Genomic DNA, 16785 nt, shown 5'->3' with positions numbered 1-16785 from the left:
AGGTGCCGAATTGCGATAGGGCTAGAGGCGGTCGAAGGCGGGGGAGTAGCGGAACTCGCCCTGGAGATCGGGCGTGTACGCGCGAAGGGTGCGGACCTGGAAGTGCGGCGCCCATTCCGCGACCGGCGGCGTGATCCCGTGCTGTGCGGCGAGTACGAAGCCGAAGCGGGAGTAGTAATTCGGGTCGCCCAGCAGGACGACGGCGCCGTAGCCGAGGGCGTCCGCCGCGCCGAGAACCGCGTGCACGAGCGCGGAGCCGATGCCGGAGGCGTGATACTCGGGCAGGACACCGAGCGGACCGAGGCCCACCGCCGACTTCTCGTCGGAGCCGAGCTTGGCCGGGCTGCAGCAGACATGCCCGGCGACCTTCCCCTCGCGTTCGGCCACGATGGACAGTGCGCCGATCAGGTCGCCGTCCTCCCGTAGTTCATCGACGAGTTTCGCCTCGACCACCGGGACACTGTGTTTCGCGAACGCGGCCAGATGTACCGCGTGGATCGCCTCGCGGTCGGCCGGGATTTCCTGTCGGAGCAGCATGCGCCCGATTGTGCTCCATCCGAAGGTAGGGTGGAAATCGATTTCCGCCCGGCGAGGTCGCGACTTTCGTAGGCGGCCATCCGTGTGTACTTCCATGCCTCTGAAACGGCCGGGGGACCGGAAAGCGACCACTGGATGTGCGGATCCCCAATTCTTCGTGGGCCGTACGGGCGCAAAACGCGACTAAAGGCGGGGGCTGAACGGTGCCCGAGCTGCGTCGATGACGTGTCCAATACTACCGGGATGTCCGTAATGCAAGGTCTTCCTTAGGGTGAATCGGCGACTTAGTCTCAGCCTGCGCTCCTAAGTGGAACGCGCTTCACCTCTGAGTCACCCCAACGATCCGGCGGGCCATTTCACGCCCGTGGGTCGACCCTGCCTGGGAGGAATATCTTGAACAATTCCCTGGGAACCTTGAAGAGACGACTGCCCGCCTTCGGTGTGGCCGCGGCCGTCGCCGTGCTGACGGCGCTGGGCGGTACCACCGTCGCGTCGGCGGCGGAGGGTTCGATCGTCAACGCGGGTAGCGACAAGGCGATCAAGGACAGCTACATCGTCGTGCTGAAGGACGGCTCGTCGGTCGAAGCCACCGCGAAGAGCGTGACCAAGCGCCACGGCGGCACGATCGAGAAGACCTTCGCGTCTTCGGTCCACGGCTTCTCCGGTGCGCTGACCGAAAAGCAGGCGAAGCGTGTCGCCGCGGACCCCGCGGTCGCCTACGTGGAGCAGAACCAGACCGTCTCGATCTCGGCGGACCAGCTGAACCCGCCGTCGTGGGGCCTGGACCGGGTCGACCAGCAGAGCCTTCCGCTCAACCAGAAGTACAGCTACAGCACCACGGCGTCGAACGTCACCGCGTACGTCGTCGACACCGGCATCCTCACCACGCACCCCGACTTCGGCGGGCGCGCGACCCACGGCCGTGACACCGTCGACAACGACAACGACGCCACGGACTGCCAGGGTCACGGCACCCACGTCGCCGGCACCATCGGCGGTACCGCGCACGGTCTGGCCAAGGGCGTCAAGCTCGTCGCCGTCCGCGTGCTGAACTGCTCCGGTTCCGGTACGACCGCCGGCGTCATCGCCGGTGTCGACTGGGTGACCGCGAACGCCGTCAAGCCCGCCGTCGCGAACATGAGCCTCGGCGGCGGCGCGTCGACCACCCTCGACCAGGCCGTCCAGCGGTCGATCGCGGCGGGCATCACCTATGGTGTCGCGGCCGGTAACGACACGGGCGCCAACGCCTGCAACGTCTCGCCCGCCCGTACGCCGGAAGCGATCACCGTCGGCTCGACGACGAACACGGACGCGCGGTCCAGCTTCTCCAACATCGGCACCTGCCTCGACATCTTCGCGCCGGGCAGCGGCATCACGTCGACGTGGCTGAACAACGGCACCAACACCATCAGCGGTACCTCGATGGCGACCCCGCACGTCGTGGGCGCGGCGGCCCTGTACGCCTCCGCCAACCCGACGGCCACGCCGAAGCAGGTCCGTGACGCCCTGGTCGCCAACGGCACCAAGGACAAGGTGACCAACCCGGGCACCGGTTCGCCGAACGTGCTGCTCTACACCGGCGCTGGTGGCCCCGGCCCCGAGCCGACCCCCTGCGGCACGCAGACCAACAGCGGCGTCGTCGCCATCCCCGACGCCGGTGCCGCGGTGACCAGCACGATCACCGTCGCGAACTGCGCCCGCAACGCCTCGGCCACCACCAAGGTCGCGGTGAACATCACGCACACCTACGTCGGTGACCTCGTCATCGACCTGGTCGCGCCGGACGGCAGCTCGTACCGCCTGAAGGGTTCGAGCAACGACTCGTCCGACAACATCAACACCACCTACACCGCCAACGTCTCGACCGAGGCCGCCAACGGCGCCTGGAAGTTGAAGGTGCAGGACGTCTACCGGGTCGACACCGGCTCGCTCAACAGCTGGTCGCTGACCGTCTGATCCACATCTGGAGTACGTGAAGGCCCCCTTCCTCCTGCTGGGAAGGGGGCCTTCCCGTATCCGGAGAGTGATTCGGCGCCCAGTTGCGGCGTTCGTCCACTAAGGACCTTCGCGAGGCTTTAACCTCTCCGCATGCAGCCCGGACCGCCCTATCAGCAGGGACCTCAGCAGCCGTATCCGCCGCAGGGATATCCGGGGTACCCGCCGCCCGGATACGGGCCGCCGCCCAAGAAATCGAACACCGGCCTCATCGTCGGGCTCGTCATCGGCGCGGTGGTGCTGCTCGGCGGTGGCGGGGTCGCGGCCTTCCTGCTGCTGTCCGACGACTCCGGTTCGTCCCCGACCGCGGCGCCGACCTCGTCCAAGAAGACCGGGCCGCCGGACAAGTACACCGCCATGCCCGGCTGCGAGAAGATCGGCGGCAAGGTGAGGAACCTGCCGCCGCTCGAAACGCCGAAGGGTGAGGAGCCGGCGAGCACGTCGAACGACGACATCACCTACACCCGCTCGTCCTGCAGCTGGCGTGAGCCCAACGCGCCTTCGGCGACCGTCGTGATGTACCTGTCGAAGTCGAAGGAGCCGGGGTCGGGCGCCGGTGAGGCCTGGGCCAAGGCGAGTGTCGAGAACGCCGTGACCGATGGCGGCGTGCTCATCCCCACCATGGCGAAGTCGACCAAAGCCGTGCACACCAAGCTCGATTCGCCGAGCCAGTGCCAGATCAAGTTCTACCAGGGCAACGTCGAGGGCGAGATCATCGTGACCGGCCCCGACGCGTCCGCGACCGTCAACCAGACGGTGTGCAAGGAGAACGCGCTGAAGATGGCCAGGGCGACCTCCGAGGCGATCGGCTGAAGGACGCTTTCACCGCGTCAGACGCAGCGAAGGGGCCCTTCACCGCATGGGATGCGGTGAAGGGCCCCTTCAGCTCACGTCAGGCGATCAGTCGAAGGCCCGCGCGATCAGCGCCTTCTGCTCGACCTCGTGCACCTTGGACGAACCCGCCGACGGTGCCGCCATCGGACGACGCGACACGACATCCAGGTCGGCGAACACCTCCGGGAGCTTCCGCGGCAGGTTCAGGCCGAAGAACGGCCACGCACCCTGGTTCTCCGGCTCCTCCTGGACCCAGACCGCGGGAGCGCCGTTGTAGCGCTCGAGCGCCGCCAGCAGCTTCTTCTTCGGCAACGGGTAGTACTGCTCGACCCGCACGATCGCGATGTCGTTCGCTTCGCGCTTCGTCCGCTCGGCCACCAGCTCCCAGTAGAGCTTGCCCGAGGTCAGGAGCACCTTGCGCACCTTCGACGGGTCGACGACGGCGTCGTCGATGACCGACATGAACTTCGACTGGCCGGTGAAGTCCTCGACCTGCGAAGTCGCCGCCTTGTTGCGCAGCATCGACTTGGGGGTGAAGACCACCAGCGGCCGGTTGACTCCGTCGAGGGCGTGACGGCGGAGCAGGTGGAAGTAGTTCGCCGGGGTCGACGGCACCGAGACGGTCATCGAGCCTTCCGCGCAGAGCGAGAGGAAACGCTCGATACGGCCGGAGGTGTGGTCCGGGCCCTGGCCTTCGTGGCCGTGCGGCAGCAGCAGCACGACGTCGGAGAGCTGGCCCCACTTGGCCTCACCGGAGGAGATGTACTCGTCGATGACGGTCTGCGCGCCGTTGACGAAGTCACCGAACTGCGCTTCCCACATGACCAGCGCTTCGGAGTTGGCCACCGAGTAGCCGTACTCGAAGCCGACCGCCGCGTACTCGGACAGCGCCGAGTCGTAGATCATCACGCGGCCCTGGCCATCGGCCAGGCTGGCCAGCGGCGAGTATTCCTGGCCGGTCTTGCGGTCGATCAGCACCGAGTGGCGCTGGGTGAAGGTGCCGCGGCGGGAGTCCTGGCCGGACAGCCGCACCAGGCGGCCTTCCATCGCCAACGAACCGAAGGCGAGCAGCTCACCGAACGCCCAGTCGATGCCGCCTTCGCGGGACATCTTGTGGCGGCGCTCCATGACCGGCTTGACCCGCGGGTGCGGGGTGAAGCCCTCGGGCACGTTGAGGAACGCGTCACCGATGTGCTCGATGACCTCGGCGGTGGTCGCCGTGGGCACCTTGGCCGGGACCTGCTGCTCCTCCTCGACCGAGGGGCTGGCCTTCACCGGGTGCTTCTCCAGTTCGCGGACCTCGTTGAACACGTGCTCCAGCTGGCTGGAGAAGTCGCGCAACGCGGCTTCGGCCTCTTCGACGGAGATGTCGCCGCGGCCGATCAGCGATTCGGTGTAGGTCTTCCGGACCGAACGCTTCGTGTCGATGATGTCGTACATCGCCGGCTGCGTCATCGAGGGGTCGTCGCCCTCGTTGTGGCCGCGGCGGCGGTAGCAGATCAGGTCGATCACGACGTCCTTGTGGAACGCCTGGCGGTAGTCGACGGCCAGCTTGGCCACCCAGTGCGCGGCCTCGGGGTCGTCACCGTTCACGTGGAAGATCGGCGAGCCGATCATCTTCGCGACGTCGGTGGCGTACTGGCTCGAACGCGAGTGCTCGGGCGCGGTGGTGAAGCCGACCTGGTTGTTGACGATGACGTGCACGGTGCCGCCGGTGCGGTAACCGCGCAGCAGCGCCAGGTTCAGCGTCTCGGCCACGACACCCTGGCCCGCGAAGGCCGCGTCGCCGTGCATCAGGACCGGGAGGACGGTGAAGCCCTCGCCACCCTTGTCGAGGATGTCCTGCTTCGCGCGGACGATGCCCTCGAGGACCGGGTCGACGGTCTCCAGGTGCGACGGGTTCGCGGTCAGCGACACCTTGGTCTCGCCGTCGCCGAACATGCGGAAGTACTTGCCCTCGGCGCCGAGGTGGTACTTCACGTCACCGGAACCGTGCGCCTGGCCCGGGTCGAGATTGCCCTCGAACTCCTGGAAGATCTGCGCGATCGGCTTGCCGACGATGTTCGCCAGCACGTTCAGGCGGCCGCGGTGCGGCATGCCGATGACGACCTCGTCGAGCTCGTGCTCGGCGGCCTTGTCCAGCAGCGTGTCGAGCAGCGGGATCGCCGTCTCGCCGCCTTCGAGGGAGAACCGCTTCTGGCCGACGTACTTGGTCTGCAGGAAGGTCTCGAACGCCTCGGCGGCATTCAGCTTCGAGAGCACGTACTTCTGGACCGCGGGGTCCGGCTTCTCGTGCGGGATCTCGATGCGGTCCTGGATCCAGCGGCGCTCCTCGGGGTCGAGGATGTGCGTGTACTCGATGCCGACGGTGCGGCAGTACGAGTTGCGCAGCACGCCGAGGATGTCGCGCAGCTTCATCCGCTCCTGGCCGGCGAAGCCGCCGACCGGGAACTCGCGGTCCAGGTCCCACAGGGTCAGGCCGTGGGAGAGGACGTCGAGGTCGGCGTGGCTGCGCTGCCGGTAGTTCAGCGGGTCGGTGTCGGCCATCAGGTGACCGCGCATGCGGAAGGCGTCGATCAGCTCGATCACGCGCGCGGTCTTGTCGACCGGGCCGTCCGGGATGTCGGCGACCCAGCGGATCGGCTCATAGGGCAGGCGCAGGCTGGTGAAGACGTCGTCGTAGAAGCCGTCTTCGCCGAGCAGCAGCTCGTGGATGCGCTTGAGGAACTCGCCCGACTCCGCGCCCTGGATGATGCGGTGGTCATAGGTCGAGGTCAGCGTCATGATCTTCGAGACGCCGAGGTCGACGAGGGCCTTCTCGCTGGTGCCCTCGAAGTGCGCCGGGTACTGCATGGCGCCGACGCCGATGATCGCGCCCTGGCCCGCCTGCAACCGCGGCACCGAGTGGTTGGTGCCGATGCCGCCGGGGTTGGTCAGCGAGATCGTGGTGCCGGCGAAGTCGTCGGCGGTCAGCTTGCCGTTGCGGGCCTTCTTGACGATCTCTTCGTAGGCCTGCCAGAACTGCATGAAGGTCATGTTCTCGGTGGCCTTGATGGAGGCCACGACGAGCGTGCGGGAGCCTTCCTTGCCCTTCATGTCGATCGCGAGACCGAAGTTCACGTGCTCCGGCGTGATCGCGAACGGCTTCCCGTCGATCAGCTGGTAGTGCCGGTTCATGTTCGGGAAGTTCTTCAGCGCACGGACCATCGCGTACCCGATGAGGTGCGTGAAGGAGATCTTGCCGCCGCGCGTGCGCTTGAGGTGGTTGTTGATGACGATGCGGTTGTCGGCCATCAGCTTCGCCGGAACGGCGCGCACACTCGTGGCCGTCGGCACCGACAGCGAGGCGTCCATGTTCTTCGCGATCGCGGCCGCGGCGCCACGGAGCTGCTTCGACTCCGGTTCGGCGTCCTTCTCGGCGGGCTTGGCCGGGGCCTTCTCAGCCGCCTTGGGTGCAGCCGCCTTCGCAGGCGCTGGGGCCTTCGCGGGCGCGGTGGCCTTCGCCTCGGTCCTCGGTGCGGGCTTCGCGGGGGCGTTCTTCGGCGCGGTCTGCTTCGCGGTGGACTCGGCGTTGCGGACTGTCTGGGGCGACGGGTTGGCGACCTGGCCGTTGGCGCCAGGACCTTCATTGCCGGGGTCTCCGGAGTTCTGACGCGCGTCGTCGGCCTTGGTCTGCGCGGCCTGCGTTGGCTTGAAGTCCGCGAAGAAGTCGTGCCAGGCGGCATCGACTGAGCTGGGGTCGGCGAGGAACTGGTCGTACATTTCCTCGACGACCCACTCGTTGGGGCCGAATTGTGACGCAGGGCTGCTGCTGGACACGGCTTGGACTCGCCTCTATCCGTCTCGAGATCTTGAACACCGCTGATGCGCCTACCAGGCTAACCCCCTCGGTCGCGGTCGTGTGATGGAACTGGCCTGTGTGAGGCGTGGCGCACTAGGTGATGGGTCACTGTCTCGATCAAGAGACCGAAAATATATGGCGTGCCGTCCGGGCGCTCGGCCGTTCGGGGTAGCAAGGGACCTTTGCTGTCGTTTTCACTGTCCGTGCAGGTCAGGTCACTGTTTCGTCGGTGAAGGTTGGCCGGCTGGTCGTGCCCGGACAGCCTTTAGTTCACGTCAGGGGGCTTCGCTGGGTGGACGATGCGGCCGGTGTCGTGCCTGCCGCCGATCGCCCGCGAGGTGGTGGCAGCCGATGTGGCTCGACGAGTGCCCGTCGTTCTGGGACGAGGGGCGCGTGCGCCCGCTGGTCACCGAGTCCGGCAAGGTCGTGCTGATGTGCGACTCGTGCTCGGCGGTCTGGCCGACGCTCGCCGACTTCAAGGAGATGGAGCACGTCGAGCCCGACGAGCCGGATTGGGCCGTGACGGCCGGGGTGCACGTGCGGCCGGGGACCGTCCGGTGGGCTTCGGCTCAGGACCTCGAGGTCGCCGGGATGAGCGGCCTCAAGTGGCGGCCTTAGCCGGGGTACGGGCGCTCCGCGGGTAGCAGCGCTTCGGCGTCTTCGATGCGGTTCGCCGCGACCAGGGCGCCGATCTCGCGCATGGTCGAGGTGACGTCGGTGACCGCCGTGATCCAGTTGTCGACATAACGATCGACGGCCTCGCCGCTCAGCCCCATCTGGAGCGAGCGGTGCTTCAGCGCGCCGAGCCGGATGCCGCGCTCCGGATCCCACTGGATACGGACCGGGCTGGTCTTGACCTCGTCCTGCCACGCCTTCCGGTCGGAGTGGACGTCCGGGTCGTAGTGGCTGAGCGCCGCGTGTTCGAGCGCCCACGCGAAACCCTCGCGAGTGATGTCGAGGGCGAGTACGCGCTCTTGGCCGGGCTTCGCGGCCCAGCCGCAGCGATACGCCATCCAGAGGAAGGACGGCTTGATCCAGGTCATGAGTTCGCGTTTGAACGGCGGAACGAACGTGCCCGCCTTCACGGCGGCGCCGGCGATGGCCGGCGAGTACGCCTGATAGACGCGGATCGTGGTTTCGGTGTGCACGGCGCGGATCTGCCGCGCCGGGATCTCTTCGTTCATTTGTCGTGAGGATGGCAGGTGCGGGGGTGCACGCGCGACCGAAATTCCCTTGCCCGTGGAGTCATGCTGGCTCCATGGCATTGCTGCGCAGGGGGTCGCGACGGATCGTGGTCGACGACATCGCTTACCGGTGGATCGTCCGGCGGAAGCCCACCCATGCACAGGACGGCGGGTACTTCCTTTCGTACGGGGTGGAACTGGAGGGGGAGCGGGGTGCGGTGCTGGTTGTCCGGACGGATCACGCGCGTCCGTTGAACTACATGGGGGTGCCGTCGAAGGCCGTGCTGCCTTCGGATGTCGAACGCGCGATCCAGCTGGCGCTCGCGCGGGGGTGGGAGCCGTCGGCTCCGGGGGCGCAATTCCAGCTGGATCTGTCGGCTGGGTGAGAGGGCGGGCGCGTGTCGCGAAAGCCGGGGGCGACTGCCTCGGCCCGGTGCGGTCTGGCGAAAGTGGGGGTTGCGAAAGCCACTTTCGCAACGCACCCGGAACAGTGATGAAGGCGAGAGGGGAGGATTTGGGACGTCCAACGTCCCAAATCCTCCCCTCTCGACCGACTTGATCAGTACCGGCGAGTTCGCGTGACTGGATGGACGACACGACGCGCGGCTGGGGTTCCGCCACGAGTCGTCCGCCGGATCACGCCCGTACCACTCACGAGGTCCGAGTCAGCCCAGTGACCAGAGGCGTGCGTAGTGGCCATCCGCGGCGACCAGTTCCGCGTGGGTGCCCTGTTCGATGATCCGGCCGTGGTCCAGCACCACGATCCGATCCGCTTTGGCGGCGGTGGCGAGGCGGTGCGCGACCACGAACGTCGTGCGGCGGCGCGCGAGTTGTTCCGTCGCGCGCAGGACGGCGGCTTCGGTGGACGGGTCGAGGGCCGCGGTCGCCTCGTCGAGCAGGAGGACGTCCGGGTCCACGAGTTCGGCGCGGGCGAGGGCGACGAGTTGCCGCTGCCCGGCCGAAAGCGAGCGTCCGCGTTCACCGACGGGCTGGTGGAAACCGGCGGGGAGCGCGGCGACACCGTCGAGCGCGCCGACGGACCGGACCGCCTCCTCTACCTCCGCGTCCGTCGCGGAAGGCCTGCCGTAGCGCACATTGTCCGCGACGGTCCCCGAGAACAGATGCGCTTCCTGCGGTACCACGCCCATCCGCGTGCGCAGGGCGCCCAGGTCGTATTCGCGGATGTCGGTCCCGTCGATCCGGACCACACCGCCTGTCGCGTCGTAGAAGCGCGCGACGAGCTTCACCGCTGTCGACTTGCCTGCGCCGGTCGCACCGACCAAGGCGACGGTCTCCCCGGCGGCGACCTCCAGCGTCAGCTGCTTCAGCGCTGGGTCATCCGTTGCGGTGTAAGCGAAATCGACGTCCTTGAAGGAGACCTCGCCCCGTAGTCGCTCCGGGACCGGGACCGGGTTTTCCGCCGCCGGAACGGAAGTCGGCGTGCGCAGGAGATCGCCGATGCGCGTCAGGCCGACTCGCGCCTGCTGATAGCCGTCGAAGACCGAGGACAGCTGCTGGATCGGCGAGAAGAACTGGCCGAGGTACAACAGGAACGCCACCAGCACACCGGCCGACAGCGTGCCCGCCGCGACCCGGTTCGCGCCGACGATCAGCACGACGACCTCGGCCAATCCGGAAAGCATTGCCGCGAAAGGGAAGTACGTCGCGACATAGCGTTGGGCGCGCAGCCGCGAACGCCGGTACTCGTCGCTGCGGGAAGCGAACTTCTCCGCCGTCCGCTCCTCGCGGGTGTACGCCTGCGCGACCCGCAGCCCGTTCACGTTCTCCTGCATGTCCGCGTTGACGACGCTGACCCGTTCCCGGGCTTCGGTGTACGCCTTGGACGACGCCCGGCGGAAGATCACCGTCGCCACGACGAGGATCGGCAGCACCGCGAGCGCGTACGCCGCCAGCCCGATGTCGGTGATCATCAGCGCCGCCGCGATCCCGACCAAGGTCAGCGCGCTCACCACGGCCTGCGCGACACCGGTCTGCAGGAACGTCGAGAGCGCGTCGACGTCGGTCGTCATCCGGGTCATGATCTTCCCGGACAGTTCGCGTTCGTAGAAGTCGAGCCCGAGCCGTTGCAGATGGGCGTAACTGCGGACCCGCAGCGAATACAGCACCGTCTCGCCGACCCGTGCCGTCATCCTGGTCTGGAGGTAGACCACCAGCCAGTCCGTGAGGATCACCAAAGCGCCGATTCCGGCGGCGAGCCAGATCACCGCCTCGGCTCCGGCGCGCACCCCGCTGTCGATGCCGTACTGGTACAGCGCGGGCATCGCGATGGTGGCCAGCGCGTCCGCCGCGACCAGCCCGATCACCACGGCGAGCGGGCCGCGCACCGGTTTCAGCAGGCGGCCGAGACGGAACTTCGGTTCGGGCGCGGTGACGTCGGTGCCCGGCAGCCGCGGGACGTCCGTGGCGGGCGGCAGCTTCCGGACGCCTTCGAGGAGTTCCCCGCTCGGCGGCAGGTCGACGTCCCATTCGCCGCCGGTGCCCTTGCGTTCGCCCGCCAGTTCGTCGGCCTTGTCCTGCTCCGGCCACAGGGCGGGGGTGATTCCCGAGGGGCCGCAGTCGAGGCCCTCGCAGCGGTGCGGTTCCTCGACGTCGTCACCCGGCCCCGCGACGAGTTCGCGGAACAGCGGGCAGCGCGCCAGCAGTTCCTCCTCGGTGCCGACGTCGACGACGCGGCCCTTGTCCAGCACGGCGATCCGGTCGGCGAGAGCGAGGGTGGAGCGGCGGTGCGCGATCAGCAGGGTCGTCCGGCTCGCGGTGACCGAACGCAGCGTGTCGTGGATCGCCGCCTCGGTGACCGTGTCGATGGCGGACGTCGCGTCGTCGAGGACCAGCACGCGCGGATCGGTCATCAGCGCCCTGGCGAGGCCGAGCCGCTGCCGCTGACCTCCCGAAAGCGTGAGGCCGCGCTCGCCGACGAGCGTGTCGTACCCGGCAGGGAGGCGCTGGATGAACTCGTCCGCCTCCGCCGCCCGCGCGGCCGCGCGGATCTCTTCGTCGCTCGCGTCCGGCCTGCCGTAGGCGATGTTGTCGCGCACCGACGAGGAGAAGAGGAACGCCTCCTCGAAGACCACGCCGATCACGCTGCGCAGGTCGTGCTGCCGGACGTCGCGGACGTCGAGATCGCCGACCTGGATCGAACCGCTGTGCACGTCGTAGAACCGGGGCAGCAGCAAGGAGATCGTCGACTTGCCCGAACCGGCGGTGCCGACGAGCGCGAGTGTTTCGCCCGGCCGGGCCTCCAGGGTGAGACCGTCGAGCACGGGATCCGAGCGTGTGTAGCCGAAGGAGACGTCCTCCAGGCGGACACCGAGCGGGCCTGCGGGCAGTGGCCGCGCGTCCGGGCTGTCTACGACGTCCGGCTGCGCGTCGATCAGTTCGTTGACCCGTTCCGCGCCGGCCCTGGTCAGCTGGGCCTGCACGACGAGGCTCGAAATCATCCGTGCCGGGCCGATCAGGATGGACAGATAGGTGGCGAACGCCAGGAAGGTGCCGAGGCTGATCTCGCCTTTCAGTGCGAGGACGCCGCCGACGGCCAGCACCGCGACCTGGCCGGCCGCGGGCAGCGCCGCTGTCGTGGCCGTCGGCAAGGAGGAGAGCCGCGCCGAGCGCATGCGTTCCGCGAAGAGCTTCTTCGCCGTCTTCTCAAGCTTCGCGACTTCGCGTGTTTCCTGGCCGAAGCCCTTCACGACGCGTACGCCGGTGACGGTTTCCTCGACCTGCTGCGCGACGTCGGCCGCGCGCTGCTGGGCCGCCCAGGTCGCGGGGAAGAGCCGCTTCCGGCTCACCGCCATGATGATCGCGATCGCGGGGGCGACCACCATCGCGATCAGGGTCAGCGTCGGCGACATCCACAGCATCGCGCCGAGCGACAGGAGCGCGAAGATCACCGATCCCGCCGAAAGCGGCACCTGCATCAGGACCGACGTGACCAGCTGCAGATCCGAGATCGCGCGGGAGGCGACCTGGCCGGTGCGCAGCGCGTCCTGCTTGCCGCCGTCGAGCCGGGAGACCGCGTTGAACACCTGGCGGCGCAGATCGTGCTGGACGTCGAGGGCCAGCCGCCCGCCGACGTACCGGCGGGCGAAGGCGTTGCCGAAGGTCAGCACCTGCAGTACCGCCATCACGGCGGCGAGCAGGCCGAGACGGGAGGTGTCGCCCGCGACGGCGTCGTCGAGAGCCTCGCGGATCAGCAGCGGACCGGCGGCCTGCAACCCGACGCCGATGATGGCCGCACCCAGCGAAAGCACGACGAGCCAAGGATGTTTCCAGCACGAAGCGGCCAGGCGGCGGATCCAGCCTCCGGTGGGTGCCGGGGCCGTCTCACGTGCCGGGCTCGCTTGACGCGGACGAGGTGGAGCAGTAGTCACCCCACAAGCCTATGCGGCCGCACCGACAGGACCGGCCGGTTCGCGCAGGGCCGAATGCCATGAAAGGTCCTTTCCTTGCAAATTTTGCAAGGAAAGGACCTTTCATGGCGCTTGTGGACGGTGACTTACGTGATGTCCTTCTTCTGGTTCACGGCCCAGCCGGCGAGGAAGAACGCCATCGTCCAGCCGAAGAAGATGAGCGCCGAGGCCCACCACGAGAACGCGCCGGGAGCGCCCGCCGCGTACTGCAGTGCCCACGCCGTCTCGTCCTGCAGGCCGGGGACCTTCACGCCGGCGGCGCCGAACGCCTCCGCGCCGATGGCGCCCACGATGCCGTTGACCGTGCCGTTCGGCAGGACGCCGCCCAGCCAGGTGATGTCGGCGGCGCCGAACATGACGAACACGAGGACGTTCTCGACCACGAGCATCCAGATGGTCAGCGTGATGATGCTGCCGACCACGCTGCGCCAGACCGCGCCGACCCCGATGCCGAACAGCGTCGCCAGGATGGTCGCGAGGACGCCCGCCCCGAGCACGCCGAGCCACTGGCCCGCCGTCGGCAGGCGTGCGCTGTCGACCGTGATCACGGTGCCGAGGGCGGCCGCGCCCACGATGATCACGCCGTAGATCGCGCCCCAGGCGATGTAGGTGATCATCTTCGCGCTCAGCGCCGAAACCCGGTTCGGGGCGGTGAGGAACGTCGTGGTGATCGTCTTCTTCGTGTACTCGCCGGCGAGGGCGAAGACACCGAAGATGATCGGGATCATCGTGCCGATGTTGATGCCGTGCCCGAGCGCCAGCAGGCCGACGGGCAGTTCGCCGGTCGAGATGCCGAGCGCCTCGGTCAGCTCACGGGTGTCGGAACGGCCGAGGAAGTCACTGAAATCGTTGGTGATCATGCCCCAGAACAGGGCGAACGCGAAAGCGAAGACCACCGCGGGGATCATCAGCGCCCACCACGCCTTGAGCGTGAGCGTCTTGCGGAACTCCGCCTTGATCAGGTTGCCCATCAGCCCTGGCCTCCCCAGCCCTCGTTCTGGCCCTGCTGCTGCGCCTGCTGCTGAGGCGGCGCCTGCTGGTACTGCTGCTGTTGCGGCTGGCCCTGCTGCTGGAACTGCTGCGGCGGCGCGAAACCGGGCGGCGGCGTGTTCTGCGGCGCGTAGCCGGGAGGCGGACCCTGGTAACCGGGCGGCGGGCCCTGGTAACCCGGCGGCGGACCCTGGTAGCCCGGCGGCGGGCCCTGCTGGAAACCGGGCGGCGGCGCGGCGTACTGGCCCTGCGTCAGCTGGAAGAACATCCGCTCCAGATCCGCGGTCTCCTCCTGCATGCCGTAGACCGCGATACTCGCCTTGGCGGAGATGTCACCGATCTGCTGCACCGTCGCACCCGACACCGCGACACGGCCGTCCGGCATCGGCGAGACCTGCGTGATGCCCGCCTCCTGCAACGCGGCGACGAGGCCGCTCGCGTCGGCCGACTGCACCAACACCCGGGACTGGTTGCTCTTGCGCAACTGGTCCAGCGAGCCGTTGTACCGGGTCATGCCCTGGCTGATGATCACGACCTGGTCGATCGTCTGCTCCACCTCGTTCAGAAGGTGGCTCGAGACCAGCACCGTGCGCCCCTCACGCGCATACGCGCGCAGGAAGTTCCGCAGCCACAGGATGCCCTCGGGGTCGAGACCGTTCGTCGGCTCGTCCAGCACCAGCACCTGCGGGTTCCCCAGCAACGCCGTCGCCAGCGCCAGCCGCTGCCGCATACCGAGCGAGAATCCGCCCGCCTTGCGGTCCGCGGCCGACGAAAGGCCGACCAGCCCCAGCACCTCGTCCACCCGCTGATCCGGCATCCCGATCGCCGCCGAGTACACGCGCAGGTGATTACGCGCGGTACGCCCCGGGTGGAAGCCCTCGTTCTCCAGCACCGAACCGACGACCCGCGCCGGATTCCCCAGCTGGTCGTGCGGGCGCCCGTTGATGGTCGCCGTGCCGTTCGTGGGCGTCACCAGCCCGAGCAGCATCCGGAGCGTCGTCGTCTTCCCGGCGCCGTTCGGGCCGAGGAAGCCGGTCACCGAACCGGGCTCCACCGTGAAGCTCAGATTCTGGACCGCGTTGACCGCACCGAACTGCTTGCTCAAATTCTGCACCGCGATGCGGCCACTGCCGTCGTGCATACCGTCCCCTTTTGTTGACGAAGGCCGATCACGCGACATCCTGCCTCACGGGGTGGGTCCGCACTCGCGGAAGGGGTCAATCCAGCGAAAGCGACCTTCGTCACGTTCCGTGCGGTGACGACTCCGTCCTCCGGCGCAGCCGGCACTGGGCCGAATGGCCGCTGACTACCGGATATGCGCCGAGAAGCGCGGAAATTCACCGACAGCGACGGCGTCTCGTGAGGAAATAATTCGGAAGACATGGCAACCCCATGCAGCGCGACGGCGACTTATTACCTACGATGAAGGAGGCGGCCCGCTCCCAGTGACCCCCAGGCTGGTCGAGCGGGCCGCCCTCAGCCCCTATGCCCCACCTTGGTCGGTGCTTGCGCACCTTCCCCGAGGTGGGGCTTCGTCGTATCACCCCGGGGGCCGAGCCCCCGGACCCCCACGGTGCGTCCGGCGGCGGTTGGCGGGTGGGTGGCCTACGGCGCGGGGCGCCGTGGCCTGGTGAGTTGTCTACGGTGCGGGGCGCCATGGCGGAGGCGGCTTGTTCGGTGTCCCCGATGTGGCATGGGGGCAGCCTGGGCCGGCGTTGAAGGCCGCAGAAAAGGAGCGAGGGACCTTTGCGCACTGGGGTGGCAAAGGTCCCCCGCATGGGAGAGTGGCTCGAGGGTCAGGCCAGGACGTCGGCCAGGTCCGTGGCGGGCAGGCCGTGCGCGGCCGCGACCGGGGCGTTGGTCAGGGCGCCCGCGTGCGTGTTGAGGCCCTTCGCCAGCGAAGCGTCGGCCTGCAGCGCCTTGTGCCAGCCGTGCTCCGCCAGCTGGACCGCGTACGGCAGCGTCACGTTGGTCAGCCCGTAGGTCGACGTCCGGGGCACCGCGCCCGGCATGTTCGCGACGCAGTAGAACACCGACTCGTGGACCTTGTAGGTCGGCTCGTCGTGCGTGGTCGGCCGCGAGTCGGCGAAGCAGCCGCCCTGGTCGATCGCGATGTCCACCAGCACACTGCCCGGGCGCATCCGCGAGACGAGGTCGTTCGAGACCAGCTTCGGCGCCTTGGCGCCGGGAACGAGCACCGCGCCGATGACCATGTCGGCCTCCAGCACGGACTGCTCGACCGACAGCGCGTTCGAGGTCACCGTGCGGATGCGGCCGCCGAAGTCGTTGTCGATCTGACGGAGCCGGTCGACGTTGGTGTCGAGGATCTCGACGTCGGAGCCGAGGCCGAGTGCGACCCGCGCCGCGTTGAGGCCGGCGACACCGCCGCCGATCACGACCACGCGCGCCGGATGGACGCCGGGGATGCCGCCGGGCAGCACACCGCGGCCACCGCTCGGCTTCATCAGGGAGTACGCGCCCACCTGCGGCGCCAGCCGTCCGGCGACCTCGGACATCGGGGCGAGCAGCGGCAGCGCGCGGTTCGGGGTCTGCACCGTCTCGTACGCGATCGCGGTGGTGCCCGCGGCCAGCAGCGCGTCGGTCAGCGGCCGGTCCGCGGCGATGTGCAGGTAGGTGAACAGCACCTGGTCGGCGCGCAGCCGCGGGTACTCCTCGGCGATCGGCTCCTTGACCTTGAGCACGAGTTCGCCCTCGGACCAGGTCTCCTCCGCCGTCGCGAGGATCTTCGCGCCCGCGGCGACGTACTCCTCGTCGGTGATGGAGGAGCCGAGGCCGGCGCCTGCCTCCACGAAGACGTCGTGGCCCCGTCCGGTCAGTTCGTGCACGCCCGCCGGGGTGAGCGCCACCCGGTATTCGTGCTTCTTGATCTCACGGGGGACGGCGATACGCACGGGATGCCTCCTGGCGGCGGGTCTGCGAACAAAGGTGCTGCCACTCACGGTGAGCCACCCGGACG

Annotated in this window: 11 protein-coding genes; 4 read left to right on the top strand and 7 right to left on the bottom strand. The window is 68.4% G+C overall.

Annotated features, from left to right (window positions below; genetic code table 11):
* Positions 1-21: 21 nt before the first annotated feature.
* Positions 22-537 carry a GNAT family N-acetyltransferase gene (locus ACLJO0_RS22170; RefSeq protein ID WP_410580356.1) on the bottom strand — a complete coding sequence of 172 codons (516 nt, stop codon included), beginning with the start codon at positions 535-537 and terminating at the stop codon, positions 22-24.
* A 393-nt stretch (positions 538-930) separates the two neighbouring features.
* Between ACLJO0_RS22170 and ACLJO0_RS22165 the strand changes: the two genes are divergently transcribed.
* The gene (locus ACLJO0_RS22165) at positions 931-2493 is read left to right on the top strand and encodes a S8 family serine peptidase (protein WP_410580355.1); all 1563 of its coding nucleotides are present in this window, start codon (positions 931-933) and stop codon (positions 2491-2493) included.
* A gap of 132 nt (positions 2494-2625) precedes the next feature.
* Entirely contained in the window at positions 2626-3345 is a 720-nt protein-coding gene (locus tag ACLJO0_RS22160; protein WP_410580354.1) for a hypothetical protein, read from the top strand.
* An 87-nt stretch (positions 3346-3432) separates the two neighbouring features.
* Here ACLJO0_RS22160 and ACLJO0_RS22155 read toward each other — a convergent pair whose 3' ends face one another.
* The gene (locus ACLJO0_RS22155) at positions 3433-7185 is read right to left on the bottom strand and encodes a multifunctional oxoglutarate decarboxylase/oxoglutarate dehydrogenase thiamine pyrophosphate-binding subunit/dihydrolipoyllysine-residue succinyltransferase subunit (protein ID WP_410580353.1); all 3753 of its coding nucleotides are present in this window, start codon (positions 7183-7185) and stop codon (positions 3433-3435) included.
* Between the two features lie 373 nt (positions 7186-7558).
* On the opposite strand from ACLJO0_RS22155, the gene ACLJO0_RS22150 reads away from it, so the two are divergent.
* The gene (locus ACLJO0_RS22150; protein WP_125673926.1) at positions 7559-7825 is read left to right on the top strand and encodes a hypothetical protein; all 267 of its coding nucleotides are present in this window, start codon (positions 7559-7561) and stop codon (positions 7823-7825) included.
* On the opposite strand, the gene ACLJO0_RS22145 is transcribed toward ACLJO0_RS22150, so the two are convergent.
* Positions 7822-8391, bottom strand: a complete 570-nt coding sequence (locus ACLJO0_RS22145) for a DUF4291 domain-containing protein (protein ID WP_410580352.1) — start codon at positions 8389-8391, stop codon at positions 7822-7824. The genes ACLJO0_RS22150 and ACLJO0_RS22145 overlap by 4 nt on opposite strands.
* 74 nt (positions 8392-8465) lie before the next feature.
* Here ACLJO0_RS22145 and ACLJO0_RS22140 point away from each other — a divergent pair, with 74 nt between their 5' ends.
* The gene (locus tag ACLJO0_RS22140) at positions 8466-8777 is read left to right on the top strand and encodes a hypothetical protein (RefSeq protein WP_410580351.1); all 312 of its coding nucleotides are present in this window, start codon (positions 8466-8468) and stop codon (positions 8775-8777) included.
* 279 nt (positions 8778-9056) lie between these two features.
* On the opposite strand, the gene ACLJO0_RS22135 is transcribed toward ACLJO0_RS22140, so the two are convergent.
* From ACLJO0_RS22135 to ald, 4 genes are all read right to left on the bottom strand, one after another.
* Complete coding sequence (locus tag ACLJO0_RS22135; protein ID WP_410580350.1) at positions 9057-12779, bottom strand: ABC transporter ATP-binding protein; 3723 nt, start codon at positions 12777-12779, stop codon at positions 9057-9059.
* Between the two features lie 125 nt (positions 12780-12904).
* Complete coding sequence (locus ACLJO0_RS22130) at positions 12905-13789, bottom strand: ABC transporter permease (RefSeq protein WP_410580349.1); 885 nt, start codon at positions 13787-13789, stop codon at positions 12905-12907.
* On the bottom strand, positions 13789-14949 hold the full coding sequence (locus ACLJO0_RS22125) for an ABC transporter ATP-binding protein (RefSeq protein ID WP_410580348.1): 1161 nt from the start codon (positions 14947-14949) through the stop codon (positions 13789-13791). The genes ACLJO0_RS22130 and ACLJO0_RS22125 overlap by 1 nt, the downstream gene beginning before the upstream one ends.
* A gap of 655 nt (positions 14950-15604) precedes the next feature.
* Complete coding sequence (gene ald, locus ACLJO0_RS22120; protein WP_410580347.1) at positions 15605-16720, bottom strand: alanine dehydrogenase; 1116 nt, start codon at positions 16718-16720, stop codon at positions 15605-15607.
* Between the last annotated feature and the right edge of the window lie 65 nt (positions 16721-16785).

The organism is Amycolatopsis sp. lyj-108 (genome assembly GCF_046549005.1).
Lineage (GTDB): Bacteria > Actinomycetota > Actinomycetes > Mycobacteriales > Pseudonocardiaceae > Amycolatopsis.
The sequence above is the reverse complement of the archived record's forward strand: the minus strand, read 5'-3'. Positions and strand labels throughout refer to the sequence as shown.

Coding starts and splice junctions, on each gene's coding strand:
- ACLJO0_RS22170 (WP_410580356.1), bottom strand. CDS start 537: ATGCTGCTCCGACAGGAAATCCCGGCCGACCGCGAGGCGATCCACGCG.
- ACLJO0_RS22160 (WP_410580354.1), top strand. CDS start 2,626: ATGCAGCCCGGACCGCCCTATCAGCAGGGACCTCAGCAGCCGTATCCG.
- ACLJO0_RS22150 (WP_125673926.1), top strand. CDS start 7,559: ATGTGGCTCGACGAGTGCCCGTCGTTCTGGGACGAGGGGCGCGTGCGC.
- ACLJO0_RS22145 (WP_410580352.1), bottom strand. CDS start 8,391: ATGAACGAAGAGATCCCGGCGCGGCAGATCCGCGCCGTGCACACCGAA.
- ACLJO0_RS22140 (WP_410580351.1), top strand. CDS start 8,466: ATGGCATTGCTGCGCAGGGGGTCGCGACGGATCGTGGTCGACGACATC.
- ACLJO0_RS22130 (WP_410580349.1), bottom strand. CDS start 13,789: ATGGGCAACCTGATCAAGGCGGAGTTCCGCAAGACGCTCACGCTCAAG.
- ACLJO0_RS22125 (WP_410580348.1), bottom strand. CDS start 14,949: ATGCACGACGGCAGTGGCCGCATCGCGGTGCAGAATTTGAGCAAGCAG.